General features: G+C 58.6%; 23 protein-coding genes and 1 pseudogene. 2 read left to right on the forward strand and 22 right to left on the reverse strand.

Translation table 11 applies throughout. The features are described from left to right. Positions 1-60 precede the first annotated feature (60 nt). From C1N62_RS22880 to C1N62_RS22970, 19 genes and pseudogenes are all read right to left on the reverse strand, one after another. Positions 61-498, reverse strand: coding sequence for a phage GP46 family protein (locus C1N62_RS22880; RefSeq protein ID WP_168195950.1), 438 nt, complete (start codon positions 496-498; stop codon positions 61-63). Then, the gene (locus C1N62_RS22885; RefSeq protein ID WP_137766027.1) at positions 495-1,091 is read right to left on the reverse strand and encodes a phage baseplate assembly protein V; all 597 of its coding nucleotides are present in this window, start codon (positions 1,089-1,091) and stop codon (positions 495-497) included. The genes C1N62_RS22880 and C1N62_RS22885 overlap by 4 nt, the downstream gene beginning before the upstream one ends. After that, positions 1,091-2,158, reverse strand: coding sequence for a phage baseplate assembly protein (locus tag C1N62_RS22890; RefSeq protein WP_137766028.1), 1,068 nt, complete (start codon positions 2,156-2,158; stop codon positions 1,091-1,093). Before C1N62_RS22890 ends, C1N62_RS22885 begins: the two co-directional genes overlap by 1 nt. Beyond that, positions 2,155-3,561, reverse strand: a complete 1,407-nt coding sequence (locus C1N62_RS22895; protein WP_137766029.1) for a DNA circularization protein — start codon at positions 3,559-3,561, stop codon at positions 2,155-2,157. The genes C1N62_RS22890 and C1N62_RS22895 overlap by 4 nt, the downstream gene beginning before the upstream one ends. 61 nt (positions 3,562-3,622) lie before the next feature. Then, positions 3,623-5,536, reverse strand: a complete 1,914-nt coding sequence (locus tag C1N62_RS22900) for a hypothetical protein (protein WP_137766030.1) — start codon at positions 5,534-5,536, stop codon at positions 3,623-3,625. A 120-nt stretch (positions 5,537-5,656) separates the two neighbouring features. Then, complete coding sequence (locus C1N62_RS22905) at positions 5,657-6,196, reverse strand: phage tail assembly protein (protein ID WP_137766031.1); 540 nt, start codon at positions 6,194-6,196, stop codon at positions 5,657-5,659. Continuing rightward, complete coding sequence (locus tag C1N62_RS22910) at positions 6,196-6,564, reverse strand: phage tail tube protein (RefSeq protein ID WP_137766032.1); 369 nt, start codon at positions 6,562-6,564, stop codon at positions 6,196-6,198. The genes C1N62_RS22905 and C1N62_RS22910 overlap by 1 nt, the downstream gene beginning before the upstream one ends. Before the next feature lie 9 nt (positions 6,565-6,573). Continuing rightward, complete coding sequence (locus C1N62_RS22915; protein WP_137766033.1) at positions 6,574-8,067, reverse strand: phage tail sheath subtilisin-like domain-containing protein; 1,494 nt, start codon at positions 8,065-8,067, stop codon at positions 6,574-6,576. 122 nt (positions 8,068-8,189) lie between these two features. Next, a pseudogene (locus C1N62_RS23700) lies at positions 8,190-8,324 on the reverse strand (DUF2635 domain-containing protein); the annotation flags it as partial. Positions 8,325-8,335: 11 nt separating this feature from the next. After that, the gene (locus C1N62_RS22925; protein ID WP_137766035.1) at positions 8,336-8,884 is read right to left on the reverse strand and encodes an ATP-binding protein; all 549 of its coding nucleotides are present in this window, start codon (positions 8,882-8,884) and stop codon (positions 8,336-8,338) included. Then, positions 8,881-9,213 carry a hypothetical protein gene (locus C1N62_RS22930; protein ID WP_137766036.1) on the reverse strand — a complete coding sequence of 111 codons (333 nt, stop codon included), beginning with the start codon at positions 9,211-9,213 and terminating at the stop codon, positions 8,881-8,883. The genes C1N62_RS22925 and C1N62_RS22930 overlap by 4 nt, the downstream gene beginning before the upstream one ends. A 2-nt stretch (positions 9,214-9,215) precedes the next feature. After that, the gene (locus C1N62_RS22935) at positions 9,216-9,464 is read right to left on the reverse strand and encodes a hypothetical protein (protein WP_137766037.1); all 249 of its coding nucleotides are present in this window, start codon (positions 9,462-9,464) and stop codon (positions 9,216-9,218) included. A 3-nt stretch (positions 9,465-9,467) separates the two neighbouring features. Further along, positions 9,468-10,523 (reverse strand): major capsid protein, encoded by a 1,056-nt coding sequence (locus tag C1N62_RS22940; RefSeq protein WP_137766038.1) that lies wholly within the window; start codon positions 10,521-10,523, stop codon positions 9,468-9,470. Positions 10,524-10,630: 107 nt separating this feature from the next. Continuing rightward, positions 10,631-11,041 (reverse strand): head decoration protein, encoded by a 411-nt coding sequence (locus C1N62_RS22945; RefSeq protein WP_370465641.1) that lies wholly within the window; start codon positions 11,039-11,041, stop codon positions 10,631-10,633. Then, on the reverse strand, positions 11,038-11,637 hold the full coding sequence (locus C1N62_RS23275; RefSeq protein ID WP_168195945.1) for a hypothetical protein: 600 nt from the start codon (positions 11,635-11,637) through the stop codon (positions 11,038-11,040). The genes C1N62_RS22945 and C1N62_RS23275 overlap by 4 nt, the downstream gene beginning before the upstream one ends. Beyond that, positions 11,627-12,496, reverse strand: a complete 870-nt coding sequence (locus C1N62_RS22955; RefSeq protein WP_137766040.1) for a S49 family peptidase — start codon at positions 12,494-12,496, stop codon at positions 11,627-11,629. Before C1N62_RS22955 ends, C1N62_RS23275 begins: the two co-directional genes overlap by 11 nt. Beyond that, positions 12,493-14,145 (reverse strand): phage portal protein, encoded by a 1,653-nt coding sequence (locus C1N62_RS22960; RefSeq protein WP_137766041.1) that lies wholly within the window; start codon positions 14,143-14,145, stop codon positions 12,493-12,495. The genes C1N62_RS22955 and C1N62_RS22960 overlap by 4 nt, the downstream gene beginning before the upstream one ends. Beyond that, the gene (gpW, locus tag C1N62_RS22965; protein ID WP_137766042.1) at positions 14,145-14,405 is read right to left on the reverse strand and encodes a gpW family head-tail joining protein; all 261 of its coding nucleotides are present in this window, start codon (positions 14,403-14,405) and stop codon (positions 14,145-14,147) included. The genes C1N62_RS22960 and gpW overlap by 1 nt, the downstream gene beginning before the upstream one ends. Before the next feature lie 9 nt (positions 14,406-14,414). Then, positions 14,415-16,337, reverse strand: a complete 1,923-nt coding sequence (locus C1N62_RS22970) for a phage terminase large subunit family protein (RefSeq protein WP_240775879.1) — start codon at positions 16,335-16,337, stop codon at positions 14,415-14,417. Here C1N62_RS22970 and C1N62_RS23465 point away from each other — a divergent pair. Then, positions 16,252-16,746 (forward strand): hypothetical protein, encoded by a 495-nt coding sequence (locus C1N62_RS23465; protein ID WP_240775880.1) that lies wholly within the window; start codon positions 16,252-16,254, stop codon positions 16,744-16,746. The genes C1N62_RS22970 and C1N62_RS23465 overlap by 86 nt on opposite strands. Here the strand turns inward: C1N62_RS23465 and C1N62_RS23470 are convergent. Continuing rightward, on the reverse strand, positions 16,707-16,967 hold the full coding sequence (locus C1N62_RS23470; RefSeq protein WP_240775877.1) for a hypothetical protein: 261 nt from the start codon (positions 16,965-16,967) through the stop codon (positions 16,707-16,709). The genes C1N62_RS23465 and C1N62_RS23470 overlap by 40 nt on opposite strands. Positions 16,968-17,079: 112 nt before the next feature. After that, entirely contained in the window at positions 17,080-17,520 is a 441-nt protein-coding gene (locus C1N62_RS22980; protein ID WP_137766043.1) for a hypothetical protein, read from the reverse strand. A gap of 152 nt (positions 17,521-17,672) precedes the next feature. Here C1N62_RS22980 and C1N62_RS23280 point away from each other — a divergent pair, with 152 nt between their 5' ends. After that, positions 17,673-17,846: a hypothetical protein gene (locus C1N62_RS23280; RefSeq protein ID WP_168195946.1), complete on the forward strand. Its 174-nt coding sequence runs from the start codon at positions 17,673-17,675 to the stop codon at positions 17,844-17,846. 10 nt (positions 17,847-17,856) lie between these two features. Here the strand turns inward: C1N62_RS23280 and C1N62_RS22985 are convergent, their stop codons facing one another. Next, a complete protein-coding gene (locus tag C1N62_RS22985) occupies positions 17,857-18,069 on the reverse strand; it encodes a hypothetical protein (RefSeq protein ID WP_137766044.1) in 213 nt (70 codons plus the stop codon). Positions 18,070-18,233 lie beyond the last annotated feature (164 nt).

Genomic DNA, 18,233 nt, shown 5'->3' on the forward strand with positions numbered 1-18,233 from the left:
GAGGTAAGACTTGTTGCGATCCCGCAACTCCGTCAGGGTTGGCCTGCTAAACGGCATGTATTAATTCTCCCAAACCCAAAAATATCTCACCGTCGAGGAGGTGCGGTCGGGTTTCTGATAGGTGATCGCCATGTACAGGCGGCTGGGGTAAACGATTTGCGTGGTAATCGAAACGCTGGCGATAACGCCATCATCAATCAACCATTGCAGCGCCTCTTTGGCATAGCTGACGGCGCTGTTGGCGACAGTGGTGGAAAGTTTCGAGCGGCGTAACAGCCAGATGCGCGAGCCGATTGGGTAATCAGCGCCAGCATCTCCCCACCAACCTTTGCGATCGTCACCGTCAAAGTTGTCGTCCTCACGCGCCTGGCGGTCTGTAAACAGACTGATGTAAATGGCTGTCTCCAGATCGTCGCCGGCTGTCAGGCCGCCCGCGTCCTGCTGCCAGTCGCCGCGGCCGGCACCAGCATCCCAGAGGGTTTTAATGTCGCTCATCAGACCGTTGCCCCCGGTGCTTGCGACGTAACAGAGCCGCCACCCGTCTCTACGCCCTTCACAATGTGCGTGTGGCTGTCGTAGGCGTCACGCAGCTGCTTCACCGTGGCGCTGTTGCTGCCGCTGTTGTCTGTGATATTGCCCGTGGCGATGACATCGCCATTGACCTGTAATTTCGGTGTGTTCATCACTACGCTATCGGTCGCATTAATGGTGACTAGGGTGGCATTCGAGACCGTAACCGGCTGGCCGTTGGCCTCTACCTCGATGCCGGTGGCAGTCAGCTTGATAAACTGAGCGGTCTCGTTATAAACAACGGATTCCCCAGCTTGCAGGCCAGTATGGCGAGATGCTTTGTGGTTGGTGCCAATAATCACCTGGCTGGAACGGTCACCGCCGAGGCTCAGAACCACAACATCGCTGCCGATCGGGGGCGCAGAGGAAAACCCAAATTCGGCCATGCGCGGGGTGCCTCCGCGCACGTCCAACGGGGTGCGGTATTGCAGGATTTGGATCACGCCGTCGTCATTCATTCCCGTGACGCGACCGATCCCCAACAGCATTTTTAGCTGCCGGTAAAGACGAGGGAAATCCATCAGGTAAATTCTCTGTAATCGGCGTAGAACTGGTAAGGTTCAACGCTAAATGCGGCGGGCGGCATCAGGACCATTTCGGCTACCGTGCCCTGCTCATCTTTGCAGAACGTCACCTCTCCCAGCAGCCAGAGTTCGTCATCCAGCCCAAACACGGGCAGCGAAATCGGGATCAGCGTGTTTGGCTCCCATAGCTTCCCAGCGCTGTCGCGCCAGCTATCCACCGTTACCCGTAGGCGCTTGGCACGCCCATAGCGGCGGTTCATCTCCCAGTCAATGCACTGCTGGGCCTTGTCGCTGGCCAGCATGGTGCTTTCCACAATCACGGTGCGGTTCCGGTAGCGCATCGCGCCGGCCTCGGGATCCGTCGCGGAGGCCACAGCTACAGACTCATAGCCGGCATCGCCTCCCAGCTCATTAATGGGGTTCACGCTCATCGACACACCGGTATAGACCGAGAAGCGCTCATCCATACTGCTTTCATAGGCAGCGGCCTGGATATTCTGCCCCTGCTTCACGCCGCTAGCGGCCTGCTTCGTCCCGACGCGCGTCAGGTAGAGACTGCCATCCGGCAGGTCGTAATACAGAACAGCGGCCCAGCGGGAGATCCGGTCAATCACTTCCTGTGATGACTCGCCCCAGTTAAGGGTGAACTGTGGAACAACGGTCTTAAACGCCACATCGCTGGAAACAGTGATGCCGTAGGGCTGTGCCAGCTTTTGTGCGATTTGCAGGGGAGTGACTTCGCTGATGACGTTGTTTTTCCAGTAGGCAGAGCAATCCACCAGATCCGCGCATTTACTGCGTCCTACGGCGCGCACCGCATGCCGGGCACGAGAAATCATCGGTGACCAGCGGTCTATGTAGCCGGTCAGAACGGTGTCCTCGCCAATTTTCACCACGCAGGCGCTACCCGGTTTAACGATCTGTTTTTCATCACTGCCGGGGTAATAATCCATTAGCCCCAGGTCAAAGTCTGACGGCAGGCATTCAATGCTGCGCGTCACCCGTACCGAATCCCAGCCAGATAAGATCTTGCCGTTAATGGTCAGGCTCAGTTCATCAGTCACGAGGTCAGGGCCTTAAAGCTGGTCGGCATGAATGCCGGGTGAATGGGATCGGCCATCTTTACGACGGCTTCGGTACGGCTGGCGTCCTGATAAAGCCGGTTGGCAATCGTCAGGGCCGGCAGAGGCAGGGCAAAGGTGACGGTCTGGACACGTGCCAAATCGGCGCCGTTATTGCCCAGCGTGGTCACGATATTTTCACGCAGCATCTGCAGCTGGGAATAAAGATCATCGTAAGCATTGTCCGCGGCCAGAAGCGCGACCGAATCCAGTACATCCACCACGCGGCGCGTCAGATCCATTGCTTCTTCATAGTTCGCGGGGGTGTACTGCGAGGCGGCATAAGCCATTGCGCTGGCGCTCAATGAGTTCAGGTAGATCCGCGCGGCCAGGGTGATTTGGGTTGCGGCCTTATCGGCGTAAACCGTGCTGTCTTCAAATGCAGAGAGGGCCTCCAGCAGGCCAATCAGATCCATGCCGCCGGCTGTAAGCCCAAGCAGCTCATCAAATACGGTTTGGATGGCCTTGGCAAAGCCCTCCACACTGCCCACCTCTCCAATGGCGGCCAGCGCCTTATCAATGGCCGCCTTATTCTGGATGGAGGCCGCCAGCTTGCTAGTGACCAGGCCGTCATAATCACCCGTGTCTGCGGTATCGTCGTTTGCCGTTGTGGCGCCCGCCGCATTCCCACCCACGCTGCCGGTGTTGTAGCGCCCGTAACGGGTGGTGCCGAACGTGCTTTTAAGGACGTTAGCCAGGTTGGTCGCCTGGGAAACGGTGTCCGTTACCATGCCGACCCAAAAGGCCGCGGTGCTTTTCAGGGTGGTGATGGCCGAGGAGAGCGCGCGTAGATCGCCTTTCACCTCCGCGATAAATTTTGCCGCCGTGGTGGTAATGGTGGACAGCCACGACGTCTTGACGGTGCTCGCCGCATCAGCAGAACTGGTGATCGCGAATACTTTCAGCCCGGATTCAACCGCATTCAGGGTAAACCGGAATATGCGCCCCTCCTCGAGGCTCTCGCTGATGGTCAGGCCGCCTTCAGGGATGCTTACCGTCAGCTCGCCCAGCGTGGGATGTACCAGCGTGCCGGCCCCGGCAGTCTCGGCGGCGGCAATCAGTGAATTGCGCTGGGTCATCACATCTGGGGCGGTATAAACCAGGCTGCTCTGAATGATGAAGCCGGTGATCGTAAACCGGCGGGTGCTTCGGCCCATGTCCTCTACCCACACCGAGTCACGATAAGGGTATTCATGCACCGCCAGGCGGCGGCCAAACTTGGCGTCACCCTTTTCGACGGCGAACGGGACGCCCCGGAATGACGCAGCATGCAGGTTACTCTGCCAGTCCCACGTATCGCCAGACGTGCCCAGCAAACCTGAAATGGCGTCGTGAACAATGGTCATTAGGGTACTCCAGACACAAAAAACCCGGCGCTGGGGCCGGGTGGTGCGTGCTTAAGGGTTATCAGGGGAACTGCATGGCCGTTGCGACTTTTGAGCCGCGGCCGGTAAATGTCTGCTGCTGGCCGGTTTGAGGATTGACCAGCGTTAGCTCGATTTTCATGCCAGTTTCTTTCATCGCGGCCTCAAAGGCGCGCTGTAGTGCTACCGGGTCACCATTTCCTGGTGCCTGGGGCTGCTGCCCCGGCTGTGCCGGTGCCGCCGCGGTGGTTAGCAATGGCGGGGTAACCAGCGGAGCGGGCTGTGATTCAGGCGGGATCAACGGCGCTGGCGCGGGTACACCTGTCGGAACGCCACCGTTCCGCTGCTGCAGAATAGATTCGATCTGCACGGCGTTGAACGGGTTATTCCCTTCTTGGTTGAACAAGGCGGCCAACACGCGCGAACGCATCCCCACGTCATCAAGGTTAAGCTGGGCGTGTGGGTCAATATTCAGCTCGTGGCTGGCGGCCTGAACCATGCGAGAGGTGTTGTTGCCATCCGTGCGCGGTGAGGCTTTATTGATGATTTCGTTCAATGTGCGCAGTGGGTGATCGACGTTACGCGATTCCCCAGTGTAATAAAGCATCAACTGGCGGTCCGCATTCTCAACGCCGGCCTGTGGCGTGGCAAAGCGCGCGAAATTATCACCTGCCCCCGGCATGGCGCCAGCCTGCCCGGCGTAGCGTAGGTTCCAAGGATTATTGTTCACAACCGAAAGCGCGGTCGGATCCACCTTTGCGCTACCCGGTAAGGGCGCGGCGGCTGTTGTGGCAGCTTGCGTGTCTGCCAACAGCTGATTCGCCTGATCTCTTAGCCCGTAGTAAAGCCGGTATTTCGCCTCGTCCTGCTTCGGCAGAAAGCCCCATTTCAGCCGATTTCTTTGAAACGGCGTTAGCGTGGCCTGAAACGCTTTGTCATGCTGTGCCCGGCGCATCATGTCAGCTTCGCTGCCAACGTTGAAGCCCAGCGCATGACTGGCGCTAATCGGGTTCAGTCCGTGTTCCAGAATGTCAGTGAATCCCCTAATGCCAGACGTTACTGTGCCATTGGAAAGAAGTTTGCCCTGAATTCGCTGCTCAATTCGTTGCTTGAAGCCATCCCAGGCTGCACCTGCCTCCGTGGTGGCCCGGTTAAAATCAACCAGCTGCTGGGTGACTTTCGGGTCAACGGTCAGGCCAACAGCATCAGACTTTGCGAGTAGCTGCTTATAACGGGCGCCCTCGCGCAGCAGCTGCAGCTGGGCATCATTCAGTCCCAGCCCATCAGCGAGAGTTTTTTGCCGGTTGGCTGAAAGAGTCGGGAAGATCTCAGCCAGCCGCTCCATTGTTTTGGCCACGTCTGCGGTGCCATCCGCCGCTTTGACGATCGGCGCATGGATCATGTTCATCGCGGCCACTACGGCGCTATTACGCCCCTGTAACCCATCATTGAAGGTCTTATACAGCCCCTCAATGCTCTGCTTAGCCGACGCGCTGTCGGTGCCAAGCAGGCGCATGGCACCACTCATGCGAGAAAATGTTTCCACACTCAGGCCGGCATTCTGGGCGGCAGTCTGCAAGGCATAAGCATCATCAGAAGCCTCGCTCATCTCAGAACCCAGGGAGGAGACACTCTTGCCAGCCAGGTAAGCCGCGCCGCCGGCCAGCCCTAACTTCCCGGCCAGCCCTCCCAACTTCCCAGCATGCCCGGTGAAGGTACGCAGCGGGGGCACCATGTCGCCAATAAACTGGACGTTCTGTCTGGCAAATCGCCCCAGCTGATCAAACGCCTGATTTACCCCAGACAGGCCGTCATGGGTTTCCTGGCCGCCCAGTTTAAGGCGATCGGTGGTCTGCTCCAGGCCGGGCTGCAGGTTACGTACCTGCTCATCGATATTTTTTAGCGCCTCAGAAACCTGATCGTCAGCGCGGATCTCGAAATCAAACCTATTGGCCATGAGCGGCAGCTACCTTCAATTTGTTGATGCGGTGGGCTTGTCGCTCCCAGAAGGTCAGCTTACTCCACGTCAGGGATTCTGCGTCATGCGGCCCCCAGGTGTAATAAACGGTAACTTCGGCTAGCTTGTCTTCCCAAGTGTTTTTACTGGGAAGAAGTCCAAAAAAGCCCGGAGGTACTCTTCTGCTTCGCGGTATTTGGTGTACGGCATTTTTTGCAAAGCTAGCCTGTTGACCCCAGAAAGCTCGGCTATTAGTCCCAGCATAGCGGCGTTAGCATTGCCCTTTTCCGCTTCGTCATAGTAGCGGTTGAACTGGTTGAAGGTTGGCTCACTCAGCGTGACACGATCCCAGGCTTCATCGCCATTTATGCTGGTGATCATCTTCTCCAGGTGAATCACATGCTGGGACGCTGTTTCTACCTTGGGAGCGCAATTGATGAACTCCAGTAGATACATCTGCCCGTGGCGCAGCACGGTCAGGGGCAGGCCGCCCAGCTTTTCTTCTGACGCGCCGGTGATTTTTTCAATCAGCTGGCCAATAGCCCGGTGCGCATGGCTCTTTTTAACCTCAGCATAAAAAGCTTCCACTTCATGAAATAGTGGCTCACGCAGGGGAAATGGCCCTTGCGGGCCGAAGTGTTGCTCAAAAATATCGTTCATCAGCTTTCCGTTACCTCTACCCCTTCCCAGCGAACATCAAAGACCGCATCTTCACTGTCCACTTCCTGGGCTTCAACGGTCCACAGGCCACTGCCGATGATGGTTTTGCCGTTGGCCAACTCGGCCACCACACTCACGTTGGTCTGACCATTGAAATCTGCGACCGTGGTTCCACCACTGTCACGCACCTGGCATGCGATAAAGCCCGCCTGGGGCTTTTCTTTGTAGCCATGCACACCGTCCATCCCAGTCAGCGTTTCGCGCTTGACCGTCGACGGGCTGTATTTGAAATTGCCAGCGACCATGATGGTCAGGCCATCCACGGTCACTTTGGCCGTACCGGCCAGGCGGTTGGTGGTATCTGCCATTTTTTATCCTTATGCACTCGCCTGGAGGCGGAATTGGTTAAGCAGCGCAAAGACACGCAGCTGGTTGATCAGGACGCCCGTCCACAGCACATCGATGCGGTTAGGATTGCTGCTGTTTTTCTCGACCAGCAGGCCGGCGGCAAACCCTTTCGCGTCCTGCACGTAGCCGCGGTACTCCAGCGTTTTGTACTGAGCGATAAGCTCGGCCCGGATGGTGCTGGGGGTAACGATGGCGGAGCCGGCCGCAAACCGGGTGCCGTCGGCGGCCAGCTTCATGCGGGCAAATTTCGAGTTAATGACGGACCGCAGGAAACGCGTCACATACATGAGCAGGAACATGGTTTCGACCTCCAGATAGGAGTCGTCCGCATCGCCATAACTGTTGGTCTGGTACGTGGTGATCACGTTCTCCAATACAACCGTGCCATCGTCCTGCACAGTGGTGGTCGAGATGCCGCTATACAGCAGGTTGTTCCGCTCAGTCAGGCTGAAACGTGAGGACAACGGCGGGGCCAGCACGCCCGCCACGGTCAGCGTCTGGAGCGGGCGCCCAGGGTCGTTACGCAGGCTGACCGCTGCCGCGCCATAACAGGCGGCAGCCCAGACCCACGGCGGGCTGGGTGAGTCGTAAACGCCCACAATGGATTCATGCTGGTTGTTTCGCGCCTCGCCCGCCGCGGTCAGTTCACCATAGGTGGCAGCAATGACCCCCAGCGAGTGGCCATACAGCTGGGAGGCATAGCTCCAGCGCCCTGTGCTGTCGGAAAGAAATGATTTCAGGGCATTCAGCGACGTGGTGTCAGTGTAGGGGTTAACGATGAAATCAAATGCCTTGTCGCCAAGGTTGGCCAGTCCCTCATCCAGTGACGGGGTGCCGCTGCCGTTCGCCATCGCGGTAATGGTCAACGTCAGTCCCGCCGGGGTGGATTCGCCGCCAGCCGTGCCCAGGTAGTTCAGGCGCATATCAATGTTATTGCCATGCGCGCCTTTGTTTTTGGCTGTGACCGTGATAACCCCTGCCGCGGCGGAGGCAGTGACGGGCAAGGCGGTTTCGGCATTGATCGCGGTAGCCAGCGCGCTGGCGATAGAGGTGGTGGTGTCCGCGGTGGTCACTGCGATCTGGACACGCGTCCCGGCAACGTAGAGCGACAGAGTGCCGCTGGTCGTTGCAACCGAGGTGATCTGGATAGTCCCGCTGGCCGCCACGGTCGCGGCTCCGTCAGCAATGGGCAGCAGGTAAATTTTGCCAGCGCTGTCGTTCTTCTGATAGGCCAGCATCATGGCATGTGCCATCGATCCGTACCCACACAGTCCCCCGACGGTTGAGGGAGAAGAGACCAGGAACGGCACGTTGGGTTCACTCAGAACCGCGCTATCCAGCTGCTGGGCAATGATCAGCGTTACTTGGGAAGCCGTGGCGCTGTTGGCTTGGGAGTTGTCCATCTCGGTGTAAAACAGCGGGACGCGCAGGTTTCCTGGAACGGTAGAGAATGCGATGGTCATTAGCTGGTCGCCTCCGTGCTGGTGGTGGTGTTCTCTGTGGTGGTCGTGGCGCTATCCGTGGTCACGGTGGCCGGGATGATGTAGTCATTCATCGGGGTGCCGGTATCAATCGCGTCAAGCGTGACTTCCACCACATCGCCGTCACGTAGCCGGCGGCGCCAGAACATGTCCATAACCACTTCGGCGCCTTCTTCGGGCAAAAGCGTGCCTTTTACCGGGTCACGCACTGCGCGCCCGGCGGCGGGTTTTAATTTCATTGGGGATCTCGTTAAGTAGTCAGGTCGGCGTCAAAGCCAGTCTGGGCGGTGCCGTCAGGCTCGCTGTGGCGAAAAGTCAGGCTTTCCAGCGGGGTGGATGCCACGGGATAGAAATCCTCTGGCCCCTGGTAATATTCCATGTCGATTTCATACAGCAGCTGGCCAATGTGGCTTTCACCGCCAGAATCCACGTCAATCGTGGATCGCACTTCCTTGTATTGCTGCGTTTGCCGAGTCAGCTCGTAGCTGTTGATCACGGCCTGCTCTACCTGCAGGCGCAGCCGTTCAAGCGCTTCCTCTGCAAGCAGCGCGCCACATTCGGCATCTGCCGTGTCGAACGCCTCCACGCGCCCGGTGATCCTTACGGTGGTCACGCTGACGAATTGCGGGGCATTGCGGCCCATCGAATGCTTATGGTCAAACGGCGTTTGAACCATCAGCGCGGGATAGTCAGCGCTGTGGGTCGGCCAGTCGCGGGGCGTATAGACGCGATCGCCCGCATCAGTGGTGCCAGCCTTAAGCGCGGCAACGGTCAGCTGGCGGATGAGGGCTGAATTCATGACGTTTTTACGCGGTTAAGAATGAGTTTTGACCCGCCGTGACTATCGGGTTGCACGTCTTTCACGACAAACAACTGATCCACGCGCGGAATGTAGAGCCGGTCGCCCTGCTTCGGGGATGTGAGGAATGCCGAATCCTGGACGCCCAGCACCGGATGGGTGGTGTTGATCGGCGCATCATCGGGTTCCAGCGGTTCCACGTCCTGTGTATAGGCCCGGTCAAAAATGCCAGTAATGTCATACGCCACGCCGCCAGCGGGGCGGTAATTCACCGCCTCGCCAAACGTTTCCTGCAGGGGCGCCAGAAGGTGCTGATCCCAGTCAATCATCGTCAGCCTGCCGAGATAGCAACGCCATCGCTGACTGTAATCGACACATCGGCAGCCGATGATGCCTGGGCGGCCGCGCGCAGATCATCCAGGTAATCCACAAAGCCGATCGCCTTGAGGCGCTCGGCATCGGCGCTGGGCAGCATGACCTGCTGGAGATGACGGTAATACACACCCTCATGCTTGACAGTGCGGTTGGCACGAACCACAACGGCAACCATCACGGCTGCCTCTTTTGCTGTACGGGCCATCTGTTACACTACCGTCGCGCACAGGGCGGCGTTGACCCGGCTCGGGATCACAATCGGGGAGGACTGCATCAACAGGAATCGCTGTGCCGGGTCTTCCTGTACCCAGGTCTTCGGGGCGTAGGCCATAGGGCCATAGTTGAAAGCCGGATCCATAATGGCACCGAACGCGCGGGTGCCCTGCAGGTCAGGCCCGGACAGAACCACGGTGCCATCCGGCAGCATTGGCTGCTCAACGCCGTTGTCATCCACGTACCAATCGTTATACAGCCACAGATCCAGCTGGCCCCAGCGCCCCTTGTAGACGGCACCACGCTCAACCTGGGTGCCTGGGTTAATCACGTTGCCGTAAGGGCCCATCGCCGGGAAGATGATCGCGCCTTCCAGGGTCGCATCCAGAACGAACGCATCCCAGGCGGCAGAGGTAAACACGATGTCGCGCACCACGGCCCCGGATTTTTTCAGCACGGTTTTCACCCATTCATTGAGGTGGGCGGTGGGCTTGTTGTACTTGATGGAGGAGGTGGTGGTGTTCGACCACAGATCGCTCCCGGACAGGGCAACGGTCAGATCGCTGGCGCGGCCAAAATCGACCTCGGTTTTCTCAAAGCCTTCACCCTCAATCACCACCTTGCCGGTGGTCAGGGCACTGGCCCCCATCCATTCCAGGCGGCGGTTCAGGATGTCAACCTGGTCGGCCATCTCAAACATCATGTTCAGTTGCTCACGCTGGGCCGCGGTGTACTCGCCCCCGATCCGCTCGCCAATCTGGCGGCGAATGGGTTTGCGCAGGTCTGGTACGCGCTTATCTTTGATGTAGGCCGGCTTAAATGTGTTGGTCTGCATGCGACGGCTTTCGACCTGTTTGCCCGCCACCAGGGGCGACACAAACGGCGCCATACGGCGCTGGCCAACGTCAACATCAATGGACACAAATTCGGTTTCGCTGGTGACGATATTCGGGAAGAATTTATCCAAGAGCCAGTTTTGCGAGGTCATCAGGTTGGGAACGATGCCGACAAGGGTCGCGGTATCAAACAGGTTTGCAGTGTGTGTGGTCATAAAGTCTCGCTACGCCCGGCAAGCCGCCGGGCAAAATTTGGACGTGCGAATCCCTGCCCGGTTAAGGGCATAAATTCAGGATGTTTTTATCGAGGAGGGGTTAGCGCTTAAACGCCGGGGCCGACAACGCTGTCACGCAGGAAAATGCCCAGGGGGCGCAGGCCCTCTTTGAGGTTGGCAACGGTCCAGCTGTCGTCGTAAATGATGCGATTCACGTTGAACGTGCCCATCTGGTAAACGCCGGCCTGTGCCACGCCGCCGGTTGTATCCACGTCATTCACCAGGACGCCTGATGGGATCTGGCTGCCGTCGGTTGCAGTGCTGACGCATAGCACGTAGGTGTTATCCGCGGTCACGCGGCCAAGAATGGTGCCGCGCTTATAGCTGTGTCCGCTGGCCAGCGTGACGGTGTCCGTGACCAGGGGCGGGGTGTTGCCGCCAATCAGCTGATCCGGGATAAAGGTGTCCTGATATACGGCAGGCTGCCAGGGGTTCTGGCCGAAAGAATTCACGCTCATGAGTTGATGCCTTTATGTTGGTTGTAGAGTGCGGTCATGGCGGCCGCCGCGCCCTGGGGGCCGCGGGTGTCTGGTTGCTTGGCATCGGGTCCCAGCCGGTGTTGCTGGACGCCCTGCATTCGCTGATCCAGCGATAGGCGGCCGCCTTGTGGGACCCCGAACGCGGCGGCCTGCTCCAGCTGCGCGATAGCAGTGGCAGAATCAAGACTGGTGGTAAGCGCCAGGGAGGCGGCCATGTCCGGGCGTACCCCGGCGGCCTTGCAGTTAAAGATGGCTGCGATGCGCTGGCGCTCCAGGCGGCGGCCTTTGGCTACCTGAGCGCGGGCACTCCCCTGGTCTTTATCGTCATCGGCACGGCGACCTTTGGCTTTCTTGCCTTTGGGTTGGTCTTCATCATCTTCGGCATCAACGTCATCATCCTCGGCGTCGGCGTCGTCCTCTTCGTCTTCGGCGCTTTCGTCATAATCATCTTCATCGGCCTGCTCATCTTCTTCTTCGGCACGGCGGCCTTTGGCCTTTTTGGCTTTTTTATCGTCGTCGCCTTCATCGGCACGCGGCGAAAGGCCCAGCAGGTGGGCGAATGGGTTATAGGGCATGGTCTTCTCCAATATGTTTTAACAGGGCGCGAAACGCGGCATCTGGCGCGGCGATGGCATCAGCAAGCCCCAGCTCAACGCCGTTCGCCGCGCTAAAGGTGGCGGCTTGGGTTTCACGCAGAATTTTTTCTGAGATCCCGCGGTTGCGGGCAACGGTAGACACAAACAGCTGGCCCATGTCGTTGACGTCCTGCTGGATCGCCGCGCGGGCCTGCTCGCTTAACTTTCGATAAGGGGTGGATTCGGCCTTGCGGTCGCCGTAGGTGATAATGGTCACGGCCAGTCCGTCATCCTTAATCTTTTGGGTCCAGTCCACGTGCATCACAATGACGCCCACGGATCCCACGCCGCCGGTGCGCGGCAGAACAATACGATCGGCAGCACTGGCCAGGGCATAGCCGGCGGAATAGGCGCTCTCGGTCAGGACAGACCAAATGGGTTTAGTGCCCCGTGCCCGGTAAATCTCATCAACTAGGTCGAAACAGCCGGCTACTTCCCCACCAGGGGAATCAATATCCAGCATGATCCCCTTCACCTTGCTGTCAGTCAGCGCGGTTAAGAATGCCTGCCGGATACCGTCATAGCCTGTCATGCCACTGTAGGGCCGCAGGCGGCCCAGCTTCTGCACCAGGGTGCCGTGAATGGGGATGATGGCGATCCCTCCTACCACGTCATAGCCGGCATCCCGGCCCTGCCGGGTAAAGGCATCGGCGTCCCTGTCAGCCCAGCTGTCCTCCGCGGCATGAATGCGGGTGATGCCGAAACGCTCGGAGAGTGCGGCCATAACCACCTCCGCTTTCAAAGGGTGAAGCGCCAGCGGCGTGTTAAACAGGCGCTGCGCCAGGTGTGGCAGATTCATGTAACCTCTGGGTCGTCAATGGTTTCGCTGGCTGGCACCTCCCCTGTCCATTCCGGCGGGTTCAGCCCCAGTTCATCAAATTTCTTTTTCTCAATGGCGCGCTGTTCGAGCACTGCTTCCCAGTCCTCACCACTGCCATCACCCACCTCATCAGACAGGGTTGACAGCCCCGCATCCAGACCCAGAATGGCGCCTTTCTTCTCGGCCACAGGATCCACCCAGCCACGCCCCGGCCCCATCCACTTGGCATGACTGTACGCCGTGCGGGCTTCCAGAAAATCAGGGGCGCCGGCCGGCAGCGGGACGCCGCCCAGTGAATGCACCTCCTCCACAAAGCAGGTGGCAATCGGCTGGGCGGTGCCAATGGCAAACTCATGCCGGCGGCGGGTAAGGGTTTTCCACGCTTCCAGCATGGCCGCGCGTGCGCTGCTGTAGTTAACGCTGCTCCAGTCTTGCGTGATCTGCTGCGTCGACAAGCCAGTTGCCGCCGTGATGTTTCGCAAAAAGGCATCCTGGAACACAGAAAAGTTGCTGTAGGGCCGGGCGGCATTTACCGTCGTGATGGTTTCGCCCGGAAAGAGGATCGGGATACGGGATCCGCCCTTGAGTGAGGTGCGATTGTCCTTGTGAAAGTGGAAGCGCTCATCTTGATAAACGCCAAGGCTCTCCGAGCCGGTGGGTCCCGCGCCGCCCATCGCATCTTCAACCATCGCAGGATCGTAAGGCGACTGGAGGAACGCACCGAACATGGCGTTTAGGATGGCGCTCTCCAGCTCCGTCTGGTCATATTTGATCAGCATCTTCATGCGCTGCACCACCGGGGTGAAAATGCTGCTTCCCCGGTGTTGCGCCGCGCGCTCACTGTCAAAATCATGGATAACGATCGGCCGGCCCCAAGGGGTCTCACGTGGGATACGCTGCCAGGTCATCGTCTTCTTGCCATCCCACCAGTCGCCCATGTGGGCTTCTCGGATGTGGTAAGCGACCGGGGCACCGTAATCATCAATCTCCACGCCACCACGGATATGAGCCATGTCATAAACCTGCTGGGGGTTACTGAGCCGGTCGGGATCAACAATCTGGACCGCGGTCGCAAACGTGGCGCGCCCGGCACCTAGCCGACTGAGGTCGTAATGCATCACCGCCAGACTGTCACCGTCGACCAGCTTGTGACGCAGGGCCAGGCGCAGCATCTGCGATACCGTTTTTTTACGCTCGATGTCACACCAGCGGCCCTCATCGTTCGCCCAGGTGCGCCATTGCGCATTCATGTAGCGGGCATACTCATCAGCCCAATTGGCATCGAATGCCGTGTTGCCGGTCAGCAGCTGCAGGTAGCGGTAATCTGGTTTGAAGATAGGCCGGTAGATCGCGCCAACGGCGTTATCCAGAATGCGCGTGATCGCGCCGCTGGCCCAACCGTCATTGCGCGTCATATCGCGAACGCGGGAAACTACCCGGTCGCGATAGATGTTTATTTCGTTGTCCGGGGACCACAATTGAGGTTGCCAGTCCGCCAGTTGGTCGCTGAAGGAGTCGGCGGCATCAAACGGAACGCGCCCGGAACCGTGCAGCCCATAAGGCTGTGGGCGCGACGGCGGCAGTGGCTCCCCGTCTGCCCCTAAAATTCGGACGTCGTTCGGTGGCATCAGTAACGGAACCTCATGGCGCGGCGCGGGCTGTGTCTCATGCCCAGCGCCTTTTGTAGTTGTTGGATAAGGGATGTGACATCAGCCACACTGGTGGGCTGATACGTCACGGAACGGGTGCCGTCGCCTTGGGTGTAGCTGAACGAGACGCCTTTTTTACCCATCAGCAGTTCGCCATAGGCGGTCTGCGCATCGGCCAGCATCTTTTTCAACTGGGCAGGACTCATCCCGGCCAGAAGGCCGCTGTTTGGTGTTTGCATAGTGAACCTTTATGAGGCGAGTCGTTTGAAGCGACGCTGGCGCGGCGTGCTCGTTTCAACGGGCAGGGCCGCACCGGGCAGCCGCAGATCAGGTTTAGGCTCAATCACCGCCGGCGCGGTCAGCAGCCGGTCAGGGTGAGCCTCAATCGTGTCGGCCAGCACGTTAAGTTTCAGCCCGGAGTGCAACAGGCCACACAGTGCCGCATAGGCATAAACCCGGCAGTCCAGGGCCTCGTTCGCGCGCCCGGCGCGCAGCTCCCACACGCGATATTTGAATCCGCCTGTGGTTTTCACTACTGACCGCTCGGCCAGCAATTGGCTGAAATAGTGCAGATCCCGGTCATGCGGATAATGCATGTAGCCGGCTTTACTTTCGCCGGCTGCCGGCGCGTCCAAGTGAAGCCGGTTGCGGATCACGTCCTTGGCCGAGTTCACGCCGATAATCACTGGCCTGAATGTTGATTTGCTGCGTGAAGACAGCTTTTTCACGGGCCATACTGGGGAGCGGGCACCGTTTCGGGCAGATTCACCCTTGATCGCCCATATGCGGCGACCAAGGCGCTCTTTTGCGAACTTGTACACGGACTGCGTATGGTGGCCGCCTGAGTCGATACAGGCCGCAGTAAGGGCAAAGCCGCGCCCGTCGCCGCGATACCAGACCTGTTTCAGGTAGGCGTCCAGACGTTCCCACGGTTCAGGTGTATCCAGATCGCCTTCAATCACGTCGTAGGCGACAGACCAACTCTCCTCGTTCCGGCCCCACCCCACCACTTCCACTTCGAGCCGGCCATCCTGTGTGTCAATGCCGGCGGTAAGCAGGGCAACGCCGTCTGGCACCTCAGCACCATAAACCTCAGTACGCTCGACTAGACTTTTTTCACTCAATGCCTTATCGCCGGAATCCTCGTATGGCAGGCCCAGCGTGGTGTTAATGAAGGTCTGGCGCATCACGGGGTCATCCTTCACGCCCAGCCACTCCTCTACCAGCTTTTTCCAGGCGGCGTTAGGAAACAGGCTGTAAGCGGTCCAAATGTGAAACCCGGCATGGCCCTTAAAAGGCCGGGTGGCGCGCCACTCGCCCGCATCAAGCATCAGGGGCAGACTGGTATGCTGGATAACACAGCCATTGTGCCGGCAGGCATAGTAGGCGGTTTCCGGTAGGCTGTTGCCGGCCTCATCCCGATCCCACTTGATGCCGTAGGCCGACGTGCGGTCACCCCATTCCAGCACCTGATATTCACCACAATGGGGACAGGGCACGTAGTAGTAACGCTGATCGCTCTCATTGAACGATTTCTCAATACGGCTCACGCCTTTGACGGTTGGGGTGGAGCCAATGCCGATTTTGCGATTCCAGAATGACTCGGAGCGCTTTTTCCCCAGTGCTATCTGGTCACCCTCGTTACCGGCACCGCTGGCGGGATAACCGTCCACCTCATCGAACAGAATGATGCGGCAGGTGATCCGTCGGAAACCGCCGGGGCTGTTGGCCCCGACCAGCGTCAGGTTCGCGCCGTTGGAAAAGGTGCGCTTTAAGATCGTCTGGTTGGAGTCTTTGGCCTTCGCACCGCCGGTCACCTCGGCAAGCACCGGCGTGTCACGCAGCATGGGGGCGATTTCGGTTTTGCTGTAATCCTCGGCGTCCGTCTCACGGGGTTGGATAGCAAGGATTGGCGACGGGTCGTGGGCAATGTAGTAGCCAATAACGTGGTCGAGGATTTTCGTATAACCGACACGGGCCGACTTCATCACGCTGATCGTCTCCACCGTGGGATCGGTGAAGGCATCCATGATCCCGTCCTGATAGCGGAACGAGCGAAAGCGGCCAGTTTGTGAGGATGTCTCTTTGGAGAGCATCGCGTATCTGTTTGCCCACTCGCTAAGCCGTAGCGGCTCAGGCGGCTTTAGCGCCCGGCGAACGGCCAGCAGCAGGGCTTTGAAATTCTGTAAGGCAGATGGCTTATCCGCTGGAGGGTGGCTTCGTTCCGTCAGCACTCAGCTCCTCCATAGCTTCGTGAATAATGTCCTGCAAAGCGGCAGTGAAGGCTGTGTCATCGCTGGTCAGGGCAAGGAGGCGCAGCCGGGGGCCATGCTCAGGGGCGATAGCAATCAGGCGAGTTCTCATCCGTCCGTATTCCTCGCGGATAATGGTCAGCATGTCTTCAAAGGGGAGAAGCCGGCCGGCCTTTTGCTCATAGTCCAGCTGCACCAGCTTCGCGTGAAAGTTGGCCTTAACGGTGCGGGCTTCGTCGAATGTGAGGTTGGCACCGTATTCTTTAACGAGCCGTTCCGCGACGTCAGCTATGTGCTCTGTGTCGTCGCTGTCACCGTCACCGACTGATCCGCTGTTACCTCGATCCGCAGCCGGAGCGTTACCTCGATTACGGATGATTTCTTTTTTTTTTCAGGCGGGGTAACAACTTTTCGATGTAGCTCAATGCTGGCGTTAGACGCTTCTACATTCACCTCTTCACCGTCCATAACCAGCCAGCCGCGCGCCTTCCACATCGTGACGGTCTTCCGGCTGACGTTGTGGAGTTTTGCAAATTCGGCCTGATTCATTGGCGTGTTACCTGTTACCTGTTACCCAAAAAACGAAAAATTTTTTGCTAGTGAAAACACTCGGTGCGCAATGCCCGCGTTTACTCAGGGTTCTGGGAAGGACCCAAAAAAATTACGGGATGCCTACGCCGTACCGGTGGCACATCTCAATGAAAGGATCGTGAGGGGTGCGGGCATGCAGTGTGGTGGCTGGCTGGGGGGAGCAGCCATCGGCAGTCAACGGCAAGGCGTGCGAGTGCGGGCCACAGCTGTGCGTAGGTTTGCCAGCGACAGCAGGAGTGCGCTCACTGCGCCCACCGGGCGCTGCCGCCAGTGGTGCGGGCGGGGTACTGTCAGTCGTGCCGGTAACAATCAAATCCACTTCGACGCGGATCAGCTGGTTAAGGCGGCGTTTGATTTCGCGCGCCATATGGTTAGCTTTCACGCCAGGCGTTACCGCCAGCTCAGGGCAAACGTCCTGCGCGTGCTTTACGTTCGCAATCACCTCGTCAATGATGCGGTCAATGTCAGCACGGGCCGGGAGTTCAGCGCGGGCGTCATAGGTCAGGTGCATCTGCTCTCCTGTGTGAGACCGTGGTCTCAATATGAAAAAACCGCCCGGGGGCGGCATGGGTGAGACCGTGGTCTCAACGTAAAAGTAGCCTCAGAGAGCCGCTCAAGTTTTAAGCTATGCTTACCTTTCTTCATCAGCAGAGGACTGCAGCAATGAATCAAAAGCACGATGCACGTGAACTTGCATTCGCCTACTTAGCACACAGCAAGCAAACCTATACCCCTGAAGATTTCCTTAAAAAACTGATTGCGGTAGAAGAGGAATTCAGGACGCTGCTAAGACAAGATCCACCGTCAACATCAGCAATAGAGCCACTCAAAATGTGAGACCGCGGTCTCAACCATCTTCCGGCAAGATGCCGTAATGCTTATGGATCACTTCTTCCAGCTCAGAGGCAGCGGCGGCAGCGGTCTCAATCAGTAACGGAAACCCGGCATGGCGCATTCCCTCGATGCTGATTTCGCGTCTGATACCACCCAGCGGCTTGCCATTCTCATCGGTCGCGGTCATATGGATAGTGACCGTGCCCGGGCGGCGTGTGTCTGTCATCGTTCGTCCGTGGAGATAAAAGGCCGCGCCGTGAAGTGCCACGGTGAAAGCGGACAGTCAGGGGGCGCGGCTCGGTTGCAGTGATTGGGACCGTGGTCCCAACGGATTATATTCAAGCTGGGACCGTGGTCTCAGGCAAAAAAAAACCGCCCGGAGGCGGTTTG

Origin of the sequence: Nissabacter sp. SGAir0207 (genome assembly GCF_005491205.1) — a bacterium.
GTDB lineage: Bacteria > Pseudomonadota > Gammaproteobacteria > Enterobacterales > Enterobacteriaceae > Chimaeribacter.